Consider the following 20407-nt stretch of genomic DNA (forward strand, 5'->3'; position numbering starts at 1 on the left):
CCCACAGAATGACGCACACGATGACGGTGAGGCAGATGACGCCGATGGCGGCGAGGTCGGTACTGGTCACTGGGTGGTCTCCTCGCTTTGGAAGCGGTCGTAGGGGCGGTGCGTGGGGGCGTGTGGTTGAAGAGTCATGTGGCGCCGGTCGGTTCGGGTTTGATCGGGATGGCGACGGCGCCGGCATAGTCGGCGATGACGGGGATGGGTTCGTCGTTGTCGGTGAGGGCGAGGAAACCCAGGGGGTGTCTGCAGACGGCTCCGACGACGGCGATTTCGCTGGGGGCGAGGCGGCGTTGGGAGGCTGCGTCGTGGGCGGAGCGGAGCTCGTTGTAGCAGTTAACGCAGGGCAGTGTTGCGGTGACGGTGGCTTCGCCGACGTAGTCGACGGCGCCCAGCTCGGCGTCCGCTGTTTGCGCTATCCAGACGCGGGCGCCGGGTTCGAAGAGGTGCATGGGTTCCCCGTGGGTACGTGGTGGCGGATGCTCGAATCGTAGGTGGGCGGTGTTGGCCGCTCAAGCAGGCGGAGGCGCTTGCTCTTGGGGTGTTGTTGCCGTCTTGGGGTGCCGTGCGTGGGGGCTCCGGCTCGATGGGTCGGGCTCCGGTTTCGAGTAGGTGGAGCCGACTGCTCGGGAGCGTAGTGGGCCGCAGTTGGCCGCGCAAGCTAGTGGAGGCGGTTACTCGCGGAGGTGGAGCGGGTGGGCCCCTGGACGACTGCGCCGCCCCTCCGTGTGGTGACCGGCGGGGCGGCGGCTTCTGCGAGGACGTCAGGTGTCGAAGACGTCCGGGTGGGCGGCCTTCCATTCCTCCCAGCCAGGGGCGTGGTGGCCGTCGCCGTGGGCGCGGTCCATGACCTGCAGGAGGGTGTGTGCGGACAGGCCGCGGGGGTCGCCTGTGGTGCCGCGGATTGCGGGGTCGGATGGCACCCAGATGCGGCCGTAGTCCCAACTGTCACGCCGGTAGGACCAGTCGCCGTCTCCCCATTTGCGGAATATGACCGGGATGCTGCCGGGGTCGGTGTCCAGTGGCTGCCGGGCGAGGTGGGCGCGTTCGTCCTCGGTGTGCCAGGCGTGGAGGTATTGCTGGATGAACGAGGCGATCATCTGGGCCTCGGTGTCGGTGGGGCGGGCCGGGGAGTCGCGGTCGAAACAGGCGATGTAGGGCTGGCGCGGTCGTGCGGTGGTGACGGGGATGCGGAGTTCGGCGAGCGGGTCGGCGGGGTCGGCGTCGAACGGCCAGTCCTCGGCGGGGCGGTGCATGGCTCGGTCCTCCCGTTGGTGGTGCGGTCAAGTCGGAGGGGGCATTTGTCGGTGGTCGCTTTCTGGAATGTGGGGGGTGGCGTGGAGTGGCCCGGTTCTCCGGGTAAGTGACTCCGAGTACGTGAACCGTAGCGAGTTGTTGAAAGCTGTGCAAGTATGTGGAGGCACTTGCGCGGCGTTGTGTAGGGTGCCCCCGTCAACGGCGGCCCCTCACTCGTCCTCTCTGGGGCGCCCCGGCCGGTGGTCGTGGCAGCGCCAGCCGCAGGGGAACAGTCTCGCTTTCTTCCCGCAGCGGGGGCTGCCGGCCGAGCAGGTGTAGGGGACCACGACCGGCCGCACGGCCGCGTCGACCGGGCGGTTCCCCTCCCGCGGCGCGGGCGTGCAGGCCGGAGCCTGCTCGCCGTCGAGTTGGCTCCAGGTTCGCCCGTCGCGGATCCACTCCACCCACCAGCGGGGGCCTCCGCCGACGAGGTGTCGGACAGCGACCAGGCCGCAGCCGGTGCAGCGCTTGCGGTTCTCCCGCGCGTCCTCCCAGACGTGTTCGGCGGGGGCGGTGTCCATGGTGGCTCCTCGGTGCTGTCGTGCGGGATCTGGCGGCGCGGGGCCCGGCCGGTGGGGCGGCCGGGCGAGGGGCTACTGCTGGCGGTCGAGGACTCGCCGACAGGCGCGGCAGGTGACGACGGCCGTCGGCGGCATGCGGTGGTAGACGGCCCCGGCGTCGTAGTTGCAGGCGGTCAGCAGGTCGCCGGAGACAGCGAGCTGCTCGGCGGCGTGGGTGTTCCGACCGCCGTGCAGGCGGATCCGGTGCGGGTAGCGGTTGGTCACGACCGGCTCCTGTCGGTGTCGAGGGCGCGGATGGTGGCGCAGGGATGGAGTTCGGGGATGTTGTCGGTGCTGTCACCGCCCCAGCCGGAGCAGTGAGCGCAGATGGCGTGACCGCGGTACTCGACTGGCTGGTGGAGGGCGCGGACGCGGTCGAGGGCGGCCTCGCGCAGGGCGGCCAGGCGGACTGCGTGGCCGGGCTCGCTGGACGCGGCCACAAAGCGCTTCATCCAGTCGATCTCGGCGCGGGCGTCGGCGAGTTGCTGGCGGAGCTGGGCGGTCTCGGCGTCGGCCACGGCCATCACGGCGTCGATCAGCGGTGCGCCAGCGGGGAGGAACCCTCCGAGGGCGCGGGCGTACTGCTGGCGACGGTCCTCGTCGGCCGGGGCGGTGGGACCCTTCTGTCCGTCTTCCACGATCGCTTGGTAGACCGGGCACACAGGGGCTCCGGCTGCCTGCCACTCGGTGTGGCTGATCCCGCAGCGGGCGCAGACGTTCTCGGCCCCGTCGAACCAGTGTCCAGCGTCGCACGGGCCATCGGTGCGGTGTACGACGTGCGGGGTGCTCGGCTCGCCACAGCAGCAGACGGGCTCGGCCGCGGCGGGCTCGGGCCGGGTGCCGTCGCCGGGCATCCAGCCGGGGCAGCGGGCCGTCTCTCCACCAGGGGCGGTCCAGGTGTGCGCGTCGTGGGGCCGGTCCAGGCCCCAGTCGAGGCAGGGGACCGCAGGCAGTGCGTCGTGGTCGGTCATCGTCGGTTCCTCCAGCGGTGTCGGTGAAGTCGCTGTCCGCCCGTCTGAGGCGCCGGGACGGGCCGGTTCGAACTCGGGGGCCGGGGCGGGCTGTTCGGCGCCCAGCGGGCCGCCTGCGGGCTCCTCGGGGGTGCTGGGGGTCGGGTGGGCGGTCACGGCTGCTCCTCGTCTCGTCGGTCCTTCTCGCGGCGGCGGTCGATCTCGTTCCGTGCGGCCCGCATCCGGGTGGCGATCAGCGCGGGGTCCTCACCCGCCTCCAGCCGGTCCGCGGCCTCCTCGATCAGGGCGCAGTACCGTCCGGCGGCGATCCGGTCGGCGCGGTGCTCACGGGCGGCGGCACGCCCCATCACCAAGTCCGCCTGCGCCCGGCGTGCCTCGTCGGCGGGGTCGCGCAGGAGGCCGGCGCGGGAGAGGACGAGGATCACGCCCAGGTCCCGGTTGTTGGCGTGCCACAGGATCCACATGCGCTGGTCGATCGCGTCGATGGCGGCCCGCTCGGCGGAGGTGCGGTCGTCGTTCTCGCGGAGGAACGCCGTGGCCTCGGCGGCGGCTTGCTCCCTGCGCTGGTGGTACGTCATGCCGCCACCTCCTGGGTGCGGGCCGGGCGGGTGTCGGGGGCCGGCTTGGACCGGCCGCGCAGCAGGGCGTTGAGGGTTTTGACGTGGACGCCTGCCTCGGCGGCGAGGGCGTCCCGCGGCTCCCCGGCCAGGCAGCGCCGCCGGTACGCCTCCACCTGGGAGACGGTCAGTCGGCGGCTGCCCCGGGGCCCGTCTCCGGAGCGGGCTGCGCGCTGGTCGTTGCGCCACAGCCGGGACGGGGTCTCGCCCTGGTGCCACAGGGCGAGGAACGTGCGGCGTGCGGCGAACAGGTGGGATCTGTAGGTGCCGGCCGCCAGGTTGAGCGCGGCGGCGGCCTGGGTGTGGTCGTCGGTGGCCGCGAGCGCTGTCAGGATTTGGCGGTGTCGGGGGGAGAGCCGGGGCCAGATCTGGTGGAGCGCGTGCCGGTCGATGACGGTGGCCTCGGGGCCGGGTGTGGCGCGGCCGGCCCACTCCCAGTAGGCGGCGTACCGCTGTCCGGTGCGGCCGTCGTGGATGGCGCCGCGGTGGCGCATGGTGTCGCGAGTGTCGTATTCCAGCGCGCTCAGGCCGGCATTTCTGAGGTCGGCGCGGGACGGCTTCTCGTCGGCGGTGTAGAGGTGTTCGACGATGCCGTGCCAGGCGGCGGCGTACAGGTCGTCGCGGTCGCCAGCGGCCCACCAGACGAGGTTGCTGGTGGTCACGGCGCGGGCGAGGCGGTCGAGGTCGGCCAGGCTGTAGCCGTGGCGCAGCGGGGCGGCGGCGGGGAGGGTCACGGGCGGGGCTCCTTCGGGTCTGTGTGGGCGTCTCGCGGGCTGTCGGCGGGCGGGCGGGGCTCGGGAAGGCCCGGCGGCTGGACAGGCCTCAGGCGGCGCCTGGCGGCCTTCTTGGCGGCGCGTCTGGTGGCCCGGTTCGGGCGGGGCGGCTCGGCCCCGTCGACGAGGTGCTCCTCGCCCGACCAGGCGAGCCGGGACTCCCAGCCGGTGCCGGGCCGGCCGGGACGCTCGCCGCGCGGATTCGACGACGGGCCGGTCACGCCGCCACCCCCTCGGCGGGGGCGGCGGCCGGGACGGGCAGGCCCATGGCGGCGGCGAGGACGTGCGCGGCCAGCAGCGGCGGGACCGCGTTCGCTATCTGGAGGAACCGGCGGGACTCGCTGCCCTGAAACGGGTAGCTGGCGGGAAAGCCCTGGAGGACCGCGGCCTCGGCCAGCAGCAGCGGGCGCCTCTCCAGGTCGCCACGGCCGTCGACCTTCACCCACTGGTAGTCGTGGCGGGCGTGCCCAGCCACCAGCGTTCCGGCAGGCTGGTCCAGGCGACGCACGGTGGCGTTGGCACGCTTGCTCTGCCGCAGCACCCACCAGGAGCGGGCCTTCTCCGTCAGCGCCCACGACGGCCGATCGCACGGGAACTCGTTGCCCCCGGCGGTGCGCCGCTCGCCGCGGGTGTTGACCCGCATCCCGGCCGGCAGTTCGAGGGCCTGGGCCATCGTCACCCAGGCGGGCCGGGTGGTACCGAACAGGTCGAGACCCGGGTGCTCGGCGTGGGTGGGCTCCGGCGGCGCCACGGACCGGGTACGGGAGGCGATGAGGATCGCGCGGCGGCGGGTCTGGGGGACGCCGTAGTCGGCGGCGTTGAGAATCCCGGCCCACGCGCTGTAGCCCCAGGAGCGGAGCACGGCGGCGTACTGGCGCCACAGCGGCAGCACGTCGGGGACCTGCTCCAGCGCCACCCACTCGGGGCGGAGCGCCTGGAGGAACCGCATCGGCTCGGCGGCCAGCAGCGACCGTTCGTCGCGGACCGTCTCGCGTATCGCGGCGCGGGTGTCGCGGTCGTGGGCGAGGTCGTGGACGGCCCGGTGCACGGCCGCGAGATCGGTGAGGCCGTCGCGCTTGCCGCTGGCGCTGAACGTCTGGCACGGCGGGGAGCCGATGGCCCCGCGGACGCGGCCGGTGAGCGGGCCGGTGGGGTACTGGGCGACGTCGCAGCGGACGGTGAGGTGTCCGGCGGTGGCGCGGGTGGCGCAGGCGGCGGCGTCCCACTCCAGGCCGACGGGGCGGAGGCCGAGACGGCGGGCGGCTTCGTCCCAGCCTCCCGGGCCGGCGAACAGGTCGAGGATCATCACGCCACCTCCCGGGCGAACCGTGCCGCGGAAATCCGGCGGCCGATGCGGGCCGCCTCGCGGACCTCGACCTGCCCGGCGGTCGGCTCCTCCCAGCCGTGGAACCCGGCCTGCGGGTGCCACTGGCGGCCGTGGCCGTCGGCCGGGTCACCGCACACCCCGCAGCCGCGGACAGCGACCGGGGGCAGCGCCCACTCCGGGTCACGGTCCAGCGAGTCCGGCGGCAGCGGGATCGGGGCGAACGCGGGGGCGGGGGCGGGGGTGGACAGGGCGGGCTGCATCAGGAAGCCTCCTCGAAGTCGAGCACGCCCTGCGCGAAGCGGGCCTTCGCCAGGTCGTGGTAGGCGGGGTTCAGATCGATGCCGACGTACTTCCGGCCGAGCTGCCGGGCCGCGGCACCGGTCGTGCCGGAGCCGGAGAACGGGTCAAGCACCACGCCGCCGGGCTTGCAGCCGGCCTTGATGCAGCGGATCGGCAGGTCGATCGGGAACGTCGCGAAGTGCGCCTGCGGGTTCGGCCGCTGCGAGATCGTCCACACCGAGCGGGCGTTCCGGCCGCCCTTCCCGGGCCGAGAGTGGATACCGACGTTGTTGACGTTGCCGGGCTGTCCGGTGGCAGCAGCGCGGACGGTGTGGGCTTCGTACTGGCGGGCGTACCGCTGGTTGTGTGCCTCCTGCGCGGTGCTGGTGGATTCCTCGCGGATGGCGTCGGCGTCGTAGAAGTACCGGGGCTGCTTGGTGAACAGGAACACCTGCTCGTGGGCACGGGTGGGGCGGTCCTTGACGGCCTCGGGCATGATGTTCCGCTTCGCCCAGATGACCTCGCTGCGGAGGATCCACCCGTCGTCCTGGAGCGCGAACGCCGTCCGCCACGGGATGCCGAGGAGGTTCTTCGGCGGGACATCGCGGGTGCCGCGGAGGCCCTCGCGCTGTCCGTTGCCCTGCCGTCCGGCCGAGCCGGGCGGGTAGGCGTAGGAGTCGCCGAGGTTGAGCCACAGCGTCCCGTCGTCCGCGAGGACGCGACGGGCCTCGGCGAACACCTGCCGCATGGTCTCCACGTAGGCGGCGGGCGTGGATTCCAGCCCGTACTGGCCTTCGGTGCCGTAGTCGCGGAGCCCGTAGTAGGGCGGGCTGGTGACGATGCAGTCGACGGACCCGTCGGGCAGGGTGCGCAGGACGTCCAGGGCGTCGCCCAGGAGCAGGGTCACGGTGTCGTCGGAGTAGTAGGCGGTCACGCGGCGGCCTCCTCGGTGGCTGGTGTGGTGGGCGGTTGGGGGGTGGGGGCGGGGGTGGTGAGTGCGGGCTGCATCAGGCGGCCTTCCGTGTCGGGTTTGGGGTTGGTGAGGGCTGCGGCGAGGTCGGCAAGGTTGGCTGCCGCGTGCGCCGGTGACGTCGGGGTGAAGGGCCACGGGCCGGTCCGGGTGGGGCGTGGGCCGCCGAATGTGCCGTCGGGTATCTCCTCGGCCGCGAGGCGCTCCGGAAGGGGCTTGGCGGGGGTCACGCGGCCACGCTCCCTGTCTCGGTGGCGAGCAGGACGGCGAGGACGCCGGTGTCGCCGTTGACGACGTTGATCTGTGTGCCGTCGTCGGTGCGGGCGATGTAGCCGGTCGGCTCCTGGCAGTCGCGGGCGGCGGTGTAGATGTCGGTGGCGGATGTCCACCGGCCGCGGTAGGCGGCGTTTCGCCAGCACGGGCCGCAGGGGATGCGGCGTGTGACGGTGGCGTCTCCGTGCCAGGCGGGGATGCCGAGCTCAAGGTGGGCGGCGCAGGCGATCCAGACGCGGGCGCCTATGGGCGGGATCTGCACGGGGTTCTCCTGCGCTCTCGGAGAGGTGGGGGCACTTGCTCGCCAGGGGGCGCGGCCCCCGCCCGGTCGGCGGGGGCCGCGGGTGGCCTCTCTTACGCCTTGGGGGCGTGGTCCGTGTACTGCGCCCGGCGCCTGGCGTACTCCAGGCAGTTTTCGCAGGTGAGCGGCGCCGAGGTCTCCGTGTACTGGGCTCGCCCCATGGACGGCGCACACGCCGGGAAGACCAGGCCCTGGACGGTGAAGCTGGACTTCGTGTGGACCTTGCCGCCTCGGACGCTGACCACGCGGTCCTCGAACTTGTCTGCCTCCGCCGGGGCCGGCTCAGGCTCCTCCGCCGGAGCCGGCTCGCCCTCGTCGTCGAACCAGCGGAAGGTGTGGGCCTCGGACGTCTTCGTGTTCCGGTGGGGGCCGATCTGCCCGTGTTCCCGAGCGCACTCGTCCTTCCCGAACTTCCAGCGGTTGCCGCACGGCGCGTCGTCGAGGACCAGGCGGACGGAACGACCGTCCTTGTAGTCGATGACGTAGTCGGTGCGGGTGATGGACGACATCCTCCGAACGTTCCGCCTGCCGTCCATCATCGCGTGGTTGATCTCGGCGAGTGCCTCCTTCGCCGTGACCGTGTCCTCGGTGCCGTTCTCGACTCGGGTGTAGGTGGCGGCGTTCATGGGGTCCTCCCTGCGAGTAAGTGTCCCCAGTTGCTTACGTTTACGACTGTATAGGGCCTTGGAGGGTCACGCAAGTATGTGGAGACACTTGCTCGTCTAAAGGGTCACGTCTGGGCCATGTCCACGAAGCGGGCATAGTGGCCTTGGAAAGCGACGGTGATGGTCGCGGTCGGGCCGTTGCGGTGCTTGGCGACGAACAGGTCGGCCTCGCCGGCGCGCGGGGACTCCTTGTCGTAGGCGTCCTCGCGGTGCAGGAGGATCACCATGTCCGCGTCCTGCTCGATCGATCCGGACTCGCGCAGGTCGGAGACCATCGGCTTCTTGTCCTGCCGCTGTTCGGGGCCGCGGTTGAGTTGGGACAGGGCGACGATCGGCACGTCGAGTTCTTTGGCGAGCAGCTTGAGGTTTCGGGAGATTTCGGAGACTTCCTGCTGGCGGCTGTCGGGCCGGCGTCCGCCTGCCTGCATGAGCTGGAGGTAGTCGATGATGACCTCGTCGAGGCCGCCGTCGCGCTTGAGGGCGAGGCAGTGGGCGCGGATCTGCTGGAGGGTGGAACAGTCGTCGTCGATGATGACGATCCGGTCGGTGGCGATGCTTGGGGCGTGCCGCTCGATGCGCAGCCAGTCGTCGTCGGTCATCTGCCCCGACTTCAGGTGGTGCAGCGCGACCTTCGCTTCGGCGGAGGCGAGTCGCATGACGAGCTCGTCGGCGCCCATCTCCAGGGAGAACACGGCGACGCGGCGGCCGGTGCGGGCGGCGGCGCGGGCGAAGTCCATGCCGAGGACGGACTTGCCCATCGCGGGGCGCCCGGCGACGACGATGAACTGTTTGGGCATCAGGCCGCGGGTGAGGGCGTCGAGGTCGGCGAAGCCAGTGGGGATGCCAGTGGGCAGGGTGCCGTCCTGGGTGGCCTGGACACGGTCCAGGAGGGGGGCGAACAGGTCGGCGGCGGTCTTCCGCTCGACGTCGGCCGGGAGGGCGCCCTCGGCGGCGTGGGTGAGGTCCCGGACGGCGGCGCCGATGGCCTCCGACGGGTCGCCCTCGGCGAGGTGCCCGCTTTGCACCGCGCGGGTTCCGGCCTCGATGAGGCTCCGCCATGCGGCCTTTTCCCGGACGCTGTCGGCGTAGTAGGCGGCGTGGGCGGCGGCGGGTACCTCGCGGACGAGGTCGTGGAGGTAGCCGGGGCCGCGGTCGCCGGTGGCCTCGCGCAGCAGTCCCCGCCGGGTGAGGTGGGCGGCGACGAGGGGCGGGTCGATGGGGTCGCCGGCGGCGTCCATCTCGCACAGGACGCGGAAGAGGACCGTGTGGTGGGGGTAGTAGAAGGCGTTCGGGTCGAGGCCGGCGACGTCGGCGCGGGCGGCGGCGGACAGGATCATCGCGCCGAGCACGGCCTGTTCGGCGTGCAGGTCGTGTGGCGGAGTCCGGTCGAACGCGCCGGTCGTCTCGTCCGCGGGGGCGGGGGTGTGCAGGGGCAGTACGGTGGTCACTGGTCGCGCTCCAGGTGTCTGCGGGGACATGCGGGGTGTGGCCGAACGGGGCCGCTCCGGGCAGGGAGTCGGCCCCGCCGTCGTGTCAGCGGGGGCGGCGCCGGTCGGAGCCGCCAAACACGACGACGCGGCACATCTCCGACAGGCGTGAGGCGAGACGCTCCCCCAGGGCCTCGGGGTCGGCGAAGTTCGTGGTGATCAGCGTCGGCAGCAGGTCGTTGTAGCGGGTGTTGACGATCCGGTACGTGACTTCCTCCACCCACGCGCTGCCCTTGGCCGCGCCCAGGTCGTCGATGTGCAGCAGCGGCGCGGTGCTCAGTTGCCGCAGCCGCTTCTCGGTGTCGTCGGCGCCCCCTGCGGCGCGCAGCTCGCCGTACATGTCGGCGGCGTTGACCGATACCGCCGTGTACCGCTCCGGGCCGGCGGCGGCGATACGGCGCAGCGCTCCGTATGCCTGGTGGGTTTTGCCGGTTCCGGTGCCGCCGGTCAGCAGTAGCGACCGGGTGCCGGACGGGTCGGCGATCACCGCGTCCGCCCAGGCGATCACGGCTGGATCGGTCGCCTCCGCTGTCCGGTAGCGGCGCGGGGTGATCTTCTCCCACCGGGCGAGGGCGGTCTCGGCGCGGCGGCGGCGGTGGTACTCCGGGTGGCCCGGCTCGTCCGGGTCCGCGCTTGGCTCCGAGGGCGGCGCGGGCAGGGTGGTCAGGCCGCGACCGGCGAGGATCTCACGGAGCCGGGCGGCGGTCGCCGGGTCCATGCTGTTCGTCGGGTTCATCGGGTGACTCCAGTCGGTGTGGGCACGGGGCCGCCCCTGTGGCGAGAAGGCGGCCCCGGTTGCTCGGATCATAGAGGGGGCGTCGAAGGCCATGCAAGTACGCGGGGACACTTGCTCACGCTGAAGCCTGCGACCAGCCGCCCCAGCCGGCGTGATAGTCCTCCGCCGGCGGACACTGCCACGGCTGGTGCCCACCCGCGCCGCCGCCCGACGGGGCGGTGTCGTCGAGCTCGTCCTCATACCGGCCCTGGTTCAGCCACGTCGTCGGATGCGGGATGTACCGCTTCTCGACCCTGCGCCGCTCCCACGCCGCTGCGTGCGCCCGCACCGCCTCCAGGAGGGCCTGCGGGGCGGCTCCCTGCCGCACAACGGCGGCATACGCCTTCCGCGCGGCAGGCTTGCCGACCTTCCTCGGATACGCCTGCCAGAAGTCGTCGAACCCGTCCGGCTCGTCGGGGGCGCTGTCCTTCGGCTTCCTGTGCCCGGAGGGAGGAGCGTCGTCGCCGAACATCGGCAGCGTTCCCTCGTCGCACACACTCTGCGGGGCGGGCCCCGCGGCGGGAACGTCGCCGACGGCGGGAGTGTGTGTTTCTTTCTCTTCTCTTAGTTCTTCTTCTTCCTCTTTTACCGCCGCACCGGTGCGGCCACCTCTCGCCGCATCCATGCGGCCACCTCTCGCCGCACCGGTGCGGCCACCCCTCGCCGCATCCATGCGGCCACCCTCCCGAGCGGTCCGTTCGGCTGCCCGCTCGGCGGCCCGCTGATCCCACAGATGGTGGTCGAGGAGTTCGTACTCGCTGGGCAGCATGGACCGGGGGTTGTCCGGGTCCGCCATCCGGTGTACTCGGAGCAGGCCGCGCTTCTCCAGGCGCTTGGTCGCCCGGTCGACGGTGTCAACGGATCGGCCGATGCACTTCGCAAGGCGCTTCCGGGTGGGGATGTTCTCGGGGATGCCGTCTGCGTCGAAGACGACGCTCTCCGGCGACTCGCGGGTCTGCTGGTCCACAAAGGAGGCGATGGCCGCATACAGTGCCTTGTCGACGGGGTCGACGCACCCGTCGCGAGCGAGTTCGGCGTCGAACTTCACCCAGTCCACGCGGGCGCCGCGGCGTGTTACACGCGGGAACGAGGCGCTCACCGGGTCACCTCCGCGATGACGAGTGGGGCGACACTCCTGAGGGCGTTGCGGGCCGTCGGGGTCGTTGGGGTACCATGTCGCACAGAGAACTCCAGATCGTTCACGCGAACTCCCCGAGGTCTGTTGCCGCAGGTCGGGGAGTTTGCCGTTTTCAGGGGCTGGTCGGTGGGGTGTCAGGGGGTGCCGCGCACCGCGCGGGCACGCTTCCTCCGGTCGCGAGTACGGCGCCGCCACTCCTGGTGCCGTTCCTCGGGGAGCATGCCGCCGAAGACCCCGTGACGGCGGCTCTTGGTGTCGCGCTCGACGCGCAGGGCCTCCTCCAGGCACGCGGTACGCACGGGGCAGCCGGTACAGATCTGCTTCGCGGCGAGCGCGGTCGGCCCGTCGTAGTGGCGGGGGAAGAAGGTTCTCAGGTCGGCTTTCCTGCAGACTGCGAATCTCCACCACGTGGGCGGGGTGAAGGCGTTCGCCGGGTTAGACTGCTCCGGCATCGGATGTTCCTCCTGATGGTGGGGGGCCGGGTGGCTGGCCCGGTGTCCGGTTGGTGTTCGGCGGCGTCTGGGATTTCCCAGGCGCCGTTGCCGTGTGTGGGGAAGGCGTCAGGCCGGCTGTCCGGTGCCGTGCTCGGTGTCGGCGTCGGACAGTTGGCGGAGCCACGCGTCGATGTCGCGCTTGAAGTAGTGGACGGAGCGCCCGATCCTGAAGCCGCGCGGGCCGTAGCCGGTGTACCGCCAGTGGTAGATCGTCTTGATCGACTTGCCGACGAGCCGCGCGAACTGCTCGGCGGTATAGACGATCTCTGCGACCTCGTCGTCCGAGGCGATCCTGATCGGGGGCGGTGTGGGCATGTGTCCCTCCTGGGTGGGCGCGGCTGAGGAGCCGACAGAACGTCAGGAACTTTCGGCATTGCCGAGCATAGAGGGAGACGAGTAGGCGTGTCCACCTACTCGCGAAGGGGTTCGGTTGACAGAAGGGGGCGCCCGGGGCGCGCGGGGGCGACTACGGCGCGCGTTGGCGTGAGCGGGCGACACCGGTTACGCTGACAGGGTTCCTTCGGCCCTCGGGTAGTCGGTTCGGTTGTGGGTCAGCGCAGAGGCCGGAGTGGACGACACTCCGGCCTCGACTCGTTCCGGGGCGGAGGCCGCGGCGACGTCCCGCGCCAGCAGCTTCGCCAGCAGGCGCCAGCAATTCCGCCAGCAGTACAGGGAAGGTCACGCAAGTGCACCCACGTTCTCGCGTGCGCCTGACCTGCGGGAACAACCCACGACGACCCTCCCCGGCCCTGGTATCGGGAATCTCGTAATGCGTAGGTCAAGGGTTCGATTCCCTTAGGCGGCTCCGCCCCTCGCCAGGGGAGACGGTTCGAGCGGAAGACCCCCGTGATCTTCACGGGGGTCTTCCGCGTGGGCACCGGGGACGTACCGGGGACACGGTGCGGAGGAGCCGCCCCGCGGCCTTCCGTTCGGTCTCTCGGCGGGCCTTCCCCCAGCGCGGCAGTTCGAGGGGGTCGGTGTCGAGGGTGATGTCGCGGCCCGGTCGGCCCTGGGGTGTCCTCGTACGGCTCGTGGGCGACGGCGACGATCCGCCACTGCGGCGGAGACCGAACCGGTGCCGACCCCGTGCGCGAACCGGAGCTGCGACCCCTCCTCCACCAGGCTCAGCCGAATCCGCGCCGCGCGGTGGGCCGTTGGCCCGCTACCGCTACCGAGGCGGCTCCGTGGAGGCCGCCGTGACGGGAGGCTCCGGAGCCGTGGGCGCCCGTGGCGACGTCGAGGCGGATACAGGCCCGGGAAGCGGATCGCACACCGGTACTAGACGGCGGGTCAACGGCGATTAGCATCCCCGTATGTCCGAGACCGCCGCGCAGCGCCTCCTGCGGAGGGATTCGCGCACCGCGAAGGTGGCGGCCCACGAGTCCGTCGCGCTCCCGACCAGCGGGGCGGAGGCCCTGCTCCGCGCCCTCCGGTCCGGGGAGGCGGTGCTGGCCCTCTACCACCAGGGGATGACGGGTCATGCCGCGCTCACCGCGGACGCCCTGATCCTCCTGGGCGGGATTTCGGCGTCGCGGGTGACGCGGGTACCGAAGCCCCTGGCCATCCTGCGCCCCGCGCACGGCATCCGGGACAGTGTGGACGTGTCGGTGGAGGGGCGACGCGTCGGTCTGTGGGGCTCGGAGCTCGACAAGGAGGGCGACCTCCTCCTACGGGCCGGGGAACTGGTGCCCGATCCGCTGGCCGAGGACCCGCGCACCGCCGCGGCCGCGGCCGGTGAGAGCGCCCTCCCCACCGACGGCCAGAAGAAGGCGCTGCTGGAGGCGCTCGGGCCCGACGAGGCCGTCCGGTCCTTCTACCACGACGGTTGGAACTGCGCCGCGCTCACCGAGAACGGTCTGGTCCTCCTCCGGGGGATCACGAGGCCCGTGGCGGTCCGCGTCCCCGGGCCCCTGTGGATTCTCCGCCGCGCGCACGGCGCGTCCGGAACCGTCGAGGTCCTCGTCCACGGGAGACCGCACAAACTGCGCGGCTCGAAGCTCGACCCGAAGGGGAAGCTCCTCGAAGCCGCGGGAGAACCGTTGCCTCCCGACTCGCCTCTGCGCCTCGGTCGCGGAACCCGATCCTCCGCCTGGGTGGGTCGGCACCCCGTCCTCGTGTGCACGGTCGTGTTCGCGGTGTTCCTCGCCGGTCTGGGGGCGGTCGCCGACCAGGGTCCGGGTCCCGGCGAGAAGGAGGGAGCGGAGGCCGTGGTGGCGAGGGGCCAGGCGGAGCCCACCGGCACCTTGACCGTCCCCTCCTACCGGGGGGTTCCCCTCACCACGGCCGCTGCCAGGGCTCACCGTCATGCCTGGCGGACCGTGTCGGCGGCCGACGCCTCATCCGCCCGCCGACCGGTGAAGATCACCGAGACCGGCTGGCGGGTCTGCTTCCAGCGCCCCTCCCACGGTGAAACGGTCCATCCGTCCGGCATGGCGTTGACGCTGTACGCGGTTCCGGAGCGGGAGGAGTGCCCCAGGTGGCCGGGCGGCTCCAGCCGGGTCGTGATGCCGGACCTCGTCGGCGAGCGGTTCGGCGACGCCTCGCAGGTTCTCGGCGACCTCGATCTCGGCCGTCCGCTCCCCCTCCACGCGCACACCGGCAAGCGCCTGGACGGGGAGTCGCGGGATCCGGCCGACTGGCGGGTGTGCCGGCAGCGCCCGGAGCCGGACACCGAGGTGTCGACCACGACGGGGGTCGACCTGTGGCTGATCGGTCCCGGCAACCCCTGTGCCGAACCCAGCCCGACACCCACCCCGAAGCCGGAGCCGAAACCCAAACCGAAGCCGGAACCGCGTCCCCGGCCCTCGTACGGCATCACCACGGGAGGCAGTACCAGCGGGGGCAGTACCGGCGGGGGCTCGTCCAGCGGTACAGGCTCCACCGGCGGTGGCTCCTTTGGCGGTTCGGGAGGCAGCACCGGCGCCCGGTTCGGGCAGTACTGCTCTCCCGTGGGCGCCACCGCGACGACCGTCGACGGGCGGCCCGCGAAGTGCTTCATGGGCAAGGACGGCCGGGCCCGGTGGGGGTACGGCTCCGGATGACGACGGGGGCCCGGAGCCGTCGGACATCGGGCAGGACAGCGTCGGAGGAGGTCGCTCTCCAGCCCCTCCCCGTGCTGTGGGTGATCGGCGCGCTTCCCGGTACGGCGTCGGGCCGGTGGCGCGCCCCGCCCGGTGGAGCGGGTGGCGCGTCCCGTGCCCGTGGTCCACGGGCACGGGACGGGTGGGGTCGGTCGGGTGGAACCGGCTGTGCCGGATACCGGGGCGCCGTCAGCCCTTGACGACGCCCAGCGGCACCAGACGGGCCACCGGGCGGGCCAGGCCGGCGCCGGCGGTGGCGTCGACGACCGCGTCGACGTCCTTGTACGCCTGGGGCGTCTCCTCGGCCAGGCCGCGCCAGGTGGCCGGTCGGATGGCGATGCCCGTGGCCTCCAGGTCGCCGCGCAGTTGCTCCCCACGTACCCGGCGCAGCGCCTGGTGGCGGCTCCACACCCGTCCGGCGCCGTGACAGGCGGAGTGGAAGGCGTCGTTCCCCTCTTTGCCCACCAGGACGTACGAGGCGGTGCCCATGGTGCCGGGGACCAGCACCGGTTGCCCGGCCCCGGCCGGCTCCTCCGGCAGGTCCGGGTGGCCGGCCGGCAGCGCCCGGGTGGCGCCCTTGCGGTGGACGCACAGCCGGCGCGGTACGCCGTCCACCTCGTGGGTCTCCAGCTTGGCCATGTTGTGGGAGATGTCGTAGACCAACTCCACCTCCGCCCCGGCCGTCGTGTCGAAAGCGCGGCGCACGGCTTCGGTGAGCAACTGCCGGTTGGCGCGGCCGTAGTTGGCGGCCGCCGCCATCGCCCTCAGATACGCCCGCCCCTCGGGGGAGTCGACGGGCGCGCAGGCCAGTTGGCGGTCGGGGAGGTCGATGCCGTAGTGGGCCGACACCCGGTCCATGACGCGGACGTGGTCGGTGCACACCTGGTGGCCCAGGCCGCGCGAGCCGGTGTGGATCATCACGCACACCCGGCCGGGGCGCAGCCCGAACGCCTCCGCGACCGGTGCGTCGTACACCCGCTCCACGGCCTGGACCTCCAGGAAGTGGTTGCCCGAGCCCAGACTGCCCACCTGCCGCGCTCCGCGTTCCGCGGCCCGCTCCCCGACGTCGGAGGGGTCGGCGTCCTCCAGCACGCCGCGGTCCTCGCAGAACTCCAGGTCGCGGGGTGTGCCGTGGCCGCGTTCGACGGCGTACCGGGCGCCGCCCGCCAGCAGTTCGTCCATCTCCCGGCGGCCGGACAACCGCCACAGTCCGCCGCGTCCCATGCCGCGTGGGACGGTGTCGCCGAGGACGTCCATCAGGCGCGGCAGACGGGGGGCGAGTACATCGCGGTCGGTGTCGGCGGCGAGCAGCCGCACCCCGCAGGAGATGTCGAAGCCGACCCCGCCGGGCGAGACCACGCCGCCCGCCTCGGTGTCGGTGGCCGCCACCCCGCCGATGGGGAAGCCGTAGCCCCAGTGGATGTCGGGCATGGCGCAGGAGGCGCGGACGATGCCGGGCAGGGTGGCGACGGCCGCGACCTGTTCCAGCGCCCGGTCGCCGGACGCCTGCGGCAGCAGGTCGGCGGTCGCGTACACGATGCCGGGCACGCGCATCGCGCCACGCCGCTCGACGCGGAAGCGGAACGGGCTCTCTTCGGTCAGGACGACGTCCACGGCTCGTCTCCGGGTTCCCTTCCGGGCGTCGCCGGCCGGGTGGGGCGGCGCGGTGCCCGGTGGTCGGCCGATGTCAGCCGGCCGGCACCGGTTCCGGGTCCAGGAGTTCGCGGACGCCGTGCGGCAATTGGGCCAGGGCCCGGCCGAGCTGGCCCGGCGAGAGGTGGTCGCGCACGGCGGCGGTGACGGCGGGGGCGATCCGCGGGACCGCCTCGGTGCTGATCAGGGCCTCCTGGGCGAAGCGGTTCACGTACGCCTCGCGGTCGTACTTGATCGGCACGGCGCTGGGGACCCACCCCTCGTAGAAGGCGCCGCGCAGGAGTTCGGGGAGTTGGGCGGCGAAGTGGGCGGCGCCCTCGACGGTGAGCCGGTCGCGGAGGGTGTGCAGCCAGGTGCGCAGCACCCGGTGGGCGAGGTGCCGGTCCTCGGTTCCCAGGGCTTCCGCCACCGACTTCACCCAGGTGTTCGCCGTGTGGATGACGTGCTCGAACTCGGCCGCGTGTGTAGCGGACATGGCTGCTCCCCCTCCGGAAAGAGGTCGTGGGACTCCGGTCGGCCGCCCGCCGGGGCGCCGGATGTGCAGTGGAAGGATTATTCCGTTGTGTCCTGGTTTCCAGAGTATTGCGGGCCGGGTGGACTCACACGTCGAGTGTCACCGAACACCGCCACCCCGCCGGCCCCCCGGCGAAGGACAGGCCGTGCAGGGTGACGGCCTTCGGCGGGGCGCCCGTGGCCGGAAGTCCGTCGGCGTCGACCATGCGCAGGACGACCCGCACGCCACCGGGCACGGGCACCGGTTCGACGGCCACCGGTGCCTCGCCGGCGACGTCGAGCCGGTAGACCACCTCGTCGAGCAGCGCCACCAGCAGGTCCTCGTCGGTCCCCGCCCGCACCTCCACCTCCCGGCGGCGGACGGCGAGCCCGCCCGCGTCCGCGGCCGACAGGTCCAGGAACGACTTGCAGACGCCGCGCACCGCGTGCGCCAGGCACTCCTCGCGGGTCGGCGCCCACGCCTCCACCCGTACGTCGGCGGTGTGCGGGACGCCACGGTGCCCGCCGCGCGGAACGGCGCGCGGGCCGGACTCCGACCGTGGCGGCGGTGGCGGCGGTGGTGTCATGGTCGGCCTCCTCGTCCGTGCCGCGCACCGTCCATCGTCACCCCGGCGGGGTGGGGGCGCACGGTGTGCGGACCGGTGTCCGGGTGCCCCGGGTGCCCGAGCCCTCCCGGTCGCCCCGTCACCCTCGTCGCCCCTGCCGTCCTGCCGTTTCAGCCGTCCGAGGGGGTGCCGGGGCCGTCGGACGGTCTGCGGTAGACCAGCAGGTACCGCCAGAACAGCAACCTGCGCAGGGTCGCTCCGGGCAGCAGCGCGGCCGCTTCCCGGCGTATTTCGGCCAGTGTCGTCTCGGGCCGTTTCACCGGAGCCCGCAGGGTGTCGGTTGGGCCGGGGCCCGGGTGGAGTCGTTCGCGGGCGGCGACCGCGAGTCGGGCCGCGGCGTTGACCGGGACGGCGGCCAGGCTCCAGGCCCGGTCCGCCGCCGACGCCTCCGAGTGGCAGCCCAGGACGGCCAGGACGCCGCCGGGCGCCAGGGCGTCCCGCAGCGTCGCCACCGTGCCGAACGGCATGTGGTGGAGGGCGGCCAGGCAGGAGACGAAGTCGTAGTGGCCGGCGGGCGGTTCGGTGCGGGTGACGTCCGCCCGGCGGTAGCGCGGCGCGGGGTGTCCGGGGCGGTTCGCCGACAGCGCGCGGGCGACCTCGATCACCTCGGTGGACGCGTCGATCGCGTCCACCTCGATGCCCCGCTCGGCGAGCCGGCGGGCGAAGCGCCCGGTCCCGCAGCCGACGTCCAGCGCGGTGCGGCAGCCCGGCGGCACCTGGCGGAGCAGTAGTCGGTGGTAGTGGTCGTTGTGGTCGAAGGGCATGGTGCCGACCCTGGCAGAGGGCGGGCCTCGGGTGGGCCGGAAGCAGTCGGGAGGCGGTCGTCCGTGGATTTCTGTCGAATTCCTGTCGAATGTGTTTCGGCCGTGGAGTGGCCGGGGAACGCACCCGTAACACCTGGGAGCGCTCCCAGGTCATCCCCTCACACGAAAGCGAAGAGCCGCGATGAATTGTCATGAGCGCGTCTTAAAGAGTCGGTGGTCGGCCCGCCTCCTCGCCGTCCTGGCCGCCGTGCTGCTGGGCACGCTGCCCTGGGCCGGGACCGCCTCCGCCCACGGATCCGTCATCGACCCCGCCTCCCGCAACTACGGCTGCTGGCTCCGCTGGGGCAGCGACTTCCAGAACCCGGCCATGGCGCAGCAGGACCCCATGTGCTGGCAGGCGTGGCAGGACGACACCAACGCCATGTGGAACTGGAACGGCCTGTACCGGGAGAACGTCGGCGGCAACCACCAGGCGTTCATCCCCGACGGGCAACTGTGCAGCGCCGGCCACACCGGGGACGGTCGCTACAAGTCCATGGACGTTCCCGGTCCGTGGAAGACCACCGACATCGACACCGACTTCACCGTCCACCTGCGCGACCAGGCCTGGCACGGCGCCGACTACCTCCGGATCTACGTCACCCGGCAGGGCTTCGACCCCACCACCGACCGGCTCGGTTGGGGAGACCTGGAGCTGATCGAGACCACCGGCCGTTACGCCCCCACCTCGGACATCAGGGTCGATGTCAGCGCCCCCGGCCGCAGCGGCCACCACATCGTCTACACGATCTGGAAGGCCTCGCACGCCGATCAGGTCTACTACATCTGTAGTGACGTGAACTTCCGCTGAGGTCCCGGTCGTGCGGGCGGGACCGCGTTCCCCCACGACCGCAGGGCGTTCGAGCCCACGGCTGTTCGCCGGCGGAACGAACGCCGACGCCCCACGAGCGAAGGAAACCGGTGTCGTCCCGGACGCGCCCGCCGACCCCCGGCCCCGGCGCCGGGGGTCGGCCGCTCACCCCAGGCGGGTGGTGTGGGGCAGGGAGCGGTAGGCGGGGCGGGAACGGTCGGCCGGCGCGTCGCGCGGGGCGTCGGTGTCGAACAGGTGCACCATCAACGGGGTGCTCCCGGTCGGCCCCGAGGACAGGGCCCGCAACCGGTAGCGCTCGGTCCGCACGGCGCCGCGGTCCAGCCGGAAACCGCCGTCGTACAGCCAGTGGGGCGTGAAGTCGTTGGCGACCCGCAGGCCCACGTCGTGCCAGGCGCCGGCGTGCCGGCGCTCCAGCACGAAACCCCTCTGCTCGGGCCGTTCCGCGGCGGGTGCCCCCTCCAGGACCTCCATCTGGAAGACGAGGCGCAATCCGCCGTACGCCCGCGCGGTGCCGTTGCGCACGGTCACGGTGAACTCCCGGGCCGGTCCGCCGCGGACCAGGTCCAGCGTGCCGCCGGCGGTGGTGACGGACATCTCCAACTCCGCCGGCCTCGGGGGCGGCGGCACGGCCGGGCCGGTCTCCTTCCAGGGCGTCCGTGTGGTGCCGGACGGCACGGGCACCACGGGAGCGGTCGTCGGCGGCGTCGGTGCCGTCGAGGCCGGCGCGGACGTCGTGGGGGAGGTTGTGGTCGAGGCCGGCGCGGACGTCGTGGGGGAGGCCGTGGTCGAGGCCGGCGCGGACGCCGTGGGGGACGCCGTGGACGGGGCGGAGGGCTTCTCGGTGGTGACCACCGTGTCGCCCGGTTCGGCGCGGTCGACGCAGCCGGTCGCCGCACCGGCCAGCAGCACTACGGCGATCGCGGGTGCGACGTGTTCCCCGACCATGGCTCTCGCACGCGTCCACACGGGCGGCCTCCCGGCATTCGGTTCGA

The 20407-nt window shown here is 72.7% G+C and carries 25 protein-coding genes; 2 read left to right on the forward strand and 23 right to left on the reverse strand.

The window, feature by feature from the left end:
- Window positions 1–134 precede the first annotated feature (134 nt).
- The 18 genes from F0L17_RS14640 to F0L17_RS14725 form a co-directional block, all read right to left on the reverse strand.
- Window positions 135–455, reverse strand: a complete 321-nt coding sequence (locus F0L17_RS14640; protein WP_155071425.1) for a hypothetical protein — start codon at window positions 453–455, stop codon at window positions 135–137.
- Window positions 456–767: 312 nt separating this feature from the next.
- The gene (locus F0L17_RS14645; protein WP_155071426.1) at window positions 768–1259 is read right to left on the reverse strand and encodes a hypothetical protein; all 492 of its coding nucleotides are present in this window, start codon (window positions 1257–1259) and stop codon (window positions 768–770) included.
- Between the two features lie 210 nt (window positions 1260–1469).
- Window positions 1470–1820 carry a hypothetical protein gene (locus F0L17_RS14650; RefSeq protein WP_155071427.1) on the reverse strand — a complete coding sequence of 117 codons (351 nt, stop codon included), beginning with the start codon at window positions 1818–1820 and terminating at the stop codon, window positions 1470–1472.
- Between the two features lie 72 nt (window positions 1821–1892).
- On the reverse strand, window positions 1893–2084 hold the full coding sequence (locus F0L17_RS14655) for a hypothetical protein (RefSeq protein ID WP_162466207.1): 192 nt from the start codon (window positions 2082–2084) through the stop codon (window positions 1893–1895).
- The gene (locus F0L17_RS14660) at window positions 2081–2986 is read right to left on the reverse strand and encodes a hypothetical protein (RefSeq protein WP_155071429.1); all 906 of its coding nucleotides are present in this window, start codon (window positions 2984–2986) and stop codon (window positions 2081–2083) included. The genes F0L17_RS14655 and F0L17_RS14660 overlap by 4 nt, the downstream gene beginning before the upstream one ends.
- A complete protein-coding gene (locus F0L17_RS14665) occupies window positions 2983–3408 on the reverse strand; it encodes a hypothetical protein (RefSeq protein ID WP_155071430.1) in 426 nt (141 codons plus the stop codon). Before F0L17_RS14665 ends, F0L17_RS14660 begins: the two co-directional genes overlap by 4 nt.
- Window positions 3405–4181 carry a hypothetical protein gene (locus tag F0L17_RS14670; RefSeq protein ID WP_155071431.1) on the reverse strand — a complete coding sequence of 259 codons (777 nt, stop codon included), beginning with the start codon at window positions 4179–4181 and terminating at the stop codon, window positions 3405–3407. Before F0L17_RS14670 ends, F0L17_RS14665 begins: the two co-directional genes overlap by 4 nt.
- A gap of 256 nt (window positions 4182–4437) precedes the next feature.
- Entirely contained in the window at window positions 4438–5526 is a 1089-nt protein-coding gene (locus F0L17_RS14675) for a DNA cytosine methyltransferase (RefSeq protein ID WP_155071432.1), read from the reverse strand.
- Window positions 5526–5807, reverse strand: a complete 282-nt coding sequence (locus F0L17_RS14680) for a hypothetical protein (protein ID WP_155071433.1) — start codon at window positions 5805–5807, stop codon at window positions 5526–5528. Before F0L17_RS14680 ends, F0L17_RS14675 begins: the two co-directional genes overlap by 1 nt.
- A complete protein-coding gene (locus tag F0L17_RS14685) occupies window positions 5807–6760 on the reverse strand; it encodes a DNA methyltransferase (protein ID WP_162466209.1) in 954 nt (317 codons plus the stop codon). Before F0L17_RS14685 ends, F0L17_RS14680 begins: the two co-directional genes overlap by 1 nt.
- Window positions 6757–7026: a hypothetical protein gene (locus F0L17_RS14690; RefSeq protein WP_155071434.1), complete on the reverse strand. Its 270-nt coding sequence runs from the start codon at window positions 7024–7026 to the stop codon at window positions 6757–6759. Before F0L17_RS14690 ends, F0L17_RS14685 begins: the two co-directional genes overlap by 4 nt.
- The gene (locus F0L17_RS14695) at window positions 7023–7331 is read right to left on the reverse strand and encodes a hypothetical protein (RefSeq protein WP_155071435.1); all 309 of its coding nucleotides are present in this window, start codon (window positions 7329–7331) and stop codon (window positions 7023–7025) included. The genes F0L17_RS14690 and F0L17_RS14695 overlap by 4 nt, the downstream gene beginning before the upstream one ends.
- Before the next feature lie 92 nt (window positions 7332–7423).
- A complete protein-coding gene (locus F0L17_RS27065) occupies window positions 7424–7996 on the reverse strand; it encodes a hypothetical protein (RefSeq protein ID WP_202917881.1) in 573 nt (190 codons plus the stop codon).
- Window positions 7997–8100: 104 nt separating this feature from the next.
- Window positions 8101–9483, reverse strand: a complete 1383-nt coding sequence (dnaB, locus tag F0L17_RS14705) for a replicative DNA helicase (RefSeq protein WP_338018087.1) — start codon at window positions 9481–9483, stop codon at window positions 8101–8103.
- 85 nt (window positions 9484–9568) lie between these two features.
- Window positions 9569–10258: an ATP-binding protein gene (locus F0L17_RS14710; protein ID WP_155071437.1), complete on the reverse strand. Its 690-nt coding sequence runs from the start codon at window positions 10256–10258 to the stop codon at window positions 9569–9571.
- A gap of 115 nt (window positions 10259–10373) precedes the next feature.
- A complete protein-coding gene (locus tag F0L17_RS14715; protein ID WP_155071438.1) occupies window positions 10374–11396 on the reverse strand; it encodes a helix-turn-helix domain-containing protein in 1023 nt (340 codons plus the stop codon).
- A 173-nt stretch (window positions 11397–11569) separates the two neighbouring features.
- Window positions 11570–11887, reverse strand: coding sequence for a WhiB family transcriptional regulator (locus F0L17_RS14720; protein ID WP_155071439.1), 318 nt, complete (start codon window positions 11885–11887; stop codon window positions 11570–11572).
- A gap of 108 nt (window positions 11888–11995) precedes the next feature.
- On the reverse strand, window positions 11996–12244 hold the full coding sequence (locus F0L17_RS14725) for a helix-turn-helix transcriptional regulator (protein ID WP_155071440.1): 249 nt from the start codon (window positions 12242–12244) through the stop codon (window positions 11996–11998).
- A 998-nt stretch (window positions 12245–13242) separates the two neighbouring features.
- Here F0L17_RS14725 and F0L17_RS14730 point away from each other — a divergent pair.
- Window positions 13243–14970, forward strand: coding sequence for a PASTA domain-containing protein (locus tag F0L17_RS14730; RefSeq protein ID WP_155071441.1), 1728 nt, complete (start codon window positions 13243–13245; stop codon window positions 14968–14970).
- 228 nt (window positions 14971–15198) lie between these two features.
- On the opposite strand, the gene F0L17_RS14735 is transcribed toward F0L17_RS14730, so the two are convergent.
- From F0L17_RS14735 to F0L17_RS14750, 4 genes are all read right to left on the reverse strand, one after another.
- Entirely contained in the window at window positions 15199–16623 is a 1425-nt protein-coding gene (locus F0L17_RS14735; protein WP_338018088.1) for an RtcB family protein, read from the reverse strand.
- Between the two features lie 73 nt (window positions 16624–16696).
- Window positions 16697–17137 carry a DUF2267 domain-containing protein gene (locus F0L17_RS14740; RefSeq protein WP_155071442.1) on the reverse strand — a complete coding sequence of 147 codons (441 nt, stop codon included), beginning with the start codon at window positions 17135–17137 and terminating at the stop codon, window positions 16697–16699.
- Window positions 17138–17261: 124 nt separating this feature from the next.
- Window positions 17262–17741, reverse strand: coding sequence for an archease (locus F0L17_RS14745; protein ID WP_155071443.1), 480 nt, complete (start codon window positions 17739–17741; stop codon window positions 17262–17264).
- A 149-nt stretch (window positions 17742–17890) separates the two neighbouring features.
- Entirely contained in the window at window positions 17891–18544 is a 654-nt protein-coding gene (locus F0L17_RS14750; protein ID WP_155071444.1) for a class I SAM-dependent methyltransferase, read from the reverse strand.
- Window positions 18545–18725: 181 nt separating this feature from the next.
- On the opposite strand from F0L17_RS14750, the gene F0L17_RS14755 reads away from it, so the two are divergent.
- Entirely contained in the window at window positions 18726–19394 is a 669-nt protein-coding gene (locus tag F0L17_RS14755) for a lytic polysaccharide monooxygenase auxiliary activity family 9 protein (protein WP_155071445.1), read from the forward strand.
- Between the two features lie 165 nt (window positions 19395–19559).
- On the opposite strand, the gene F0L17_RS14760 is transcribed toward F0L17_RS14755, so the two are convergent.
- A complete protein-coding gene (locus F0L17_RS14760) occupies window positions 19560–20360 on the reverse strand; it encodes a hypothetical protein (RefSeq protein ID WP_155071446.1) in 801 nt (266 codons plus the stop codon).
- Between the last annotated feature and the right edge of the window lie 47 nt (window positions 20361–20407).

Source organism: Streptomyces taklimakanensis, assembly GCF_009709575.1.
GTDB classification, from domain to species: domain Bacteria; phylum Actinomycetota; class Actinomycetes; order Streptomycetales; family Streptomycetaceae; genus Streptomyces; species Streptomyces taklimakanensis.

What these genes read in the sequence shown, in the direction of transcription:
- F0L17_RS14640 (WP_155071425.1), bottom strand. Translation starts at nt 455, where the DNA reads ATGCACCTCTTCGAACCCGGCGCCCGCGTCTGGATAGCGCAAACAGCG.
- F0L17_RS14645 (WP_155071426.1), bottom strand. Translation starts at nt 1,259, where the DNA reads ATGCACCGCCCCGCCGAGGACTGGCCGTTCGACGCCGACCCCGCCGAC.
- F0L17_RS14650 (WP_155071427.1), bottom strand. Translation starts at nt 1,820, where the DNA reads ATGGACACCGCCCCCGCCGAACACGTCTGGGAGGACGCGCGGGAGAAC.
- F0L17_RS14665 (WP_155071430.1), bottom strand. Translation starts at nt 3,408, where the DNA reads ATGACGTACCACCAGCGCAGGGAGCAAGCCGCCGCCGAGGCCACGGCG.
- F0L17_RS14675 (WP_155071432.1), bottom strand. Translation starts at nt 5,526, where the DNA reads ATGATCCTCGACCTGTTCGCCGGCCCGGGAGGCTGGGACGAAGCCGCC.
- F0L17_RS14680 (WP_155071433.1), bottom strand. Translation starts at nt 5,807, where the DNA reads ATGCAGCCCGCCCTGTCCACCCCCGCCCCCGCCCCCGCGTTCGCCCCG.
- F0L17_RS27065 (WP_202917881.1), bottom strand. Translation starts at nt 7,996, where the DNA reads ATGAACGCCGCCACCTACACCCGAGTCGAGAACGGCACCGAGGACACG.
- F0L17_RS14710 (WP_155071437.1), bottom strand. Translation starts at nt 10,258, where the DNA reads ATGAACCCGACGAACAGCATGGACCCGGCGACCGCCGCCCGGCTCCGT.
- F0L17_RS14720 (WP_155071439.1), bottom strand. Translation starts at nt 11,887, where the DNA reads ATGCCGGAGCAGTCTAACCCGGCGAACGCCTTCACCCCGCCCACGTGG.
- F0L17_RS14725 (WP_155071440.1), bottom strand. Translation starts at nt 12,244, where the DNA reads ATGCCCACACCGCCCCCGATCAGGATCGCCTCGGACGACGAGGTCGCA.
- F0L17_RS14730 (WP_155071441.1), top strand. Translation starts at nt 13,243, where the DNA reads ATGTCCGAGACCGCCGCGCAGCGCCTCCTGCGGAGGGATTCGCGCACC.
- F0L17_RS14740 (WP_155071442.1), bottom strand. Translation starts at nt 17,137, where the DNA reads ATGTCCGCTACACACGCGGCCGAGTTCGAGCACGTCATCCACACGGCG.
- F0L17_RS14745 (WP_155071443.1), bottom strand. Translation starts at nt 17,741, where the DNA reads ATGACACCACCGCCGCCACCGCCGCCACGGTCGGAGTCCGGCCCGCGC.
- F0L17_RS14750 (WP_155071444.1), bottom strand. Translation starts at nt 18,544, where the DNA reads ATGCCCTTCGACCACAACGACCACTACCACCGACTACTGCTCCGCCAG.
- F0L17_RS14755 (WP_155071445.1), top strand. Translation starts at nt 18,726, where the DNA reads ATGAATTGTCATGAGCGCGTCTTAAAGAGTCGGTGGTCGGCCCGCCTC.
- F0L17_RS14760 (WP_155071446.1), bottom strand. Translation starts at nt 20,360, where the DNA reads ATGGTCGGGGAACACGTCGCACCCGCGATCGCCGTAGTGCTGCTGGCC.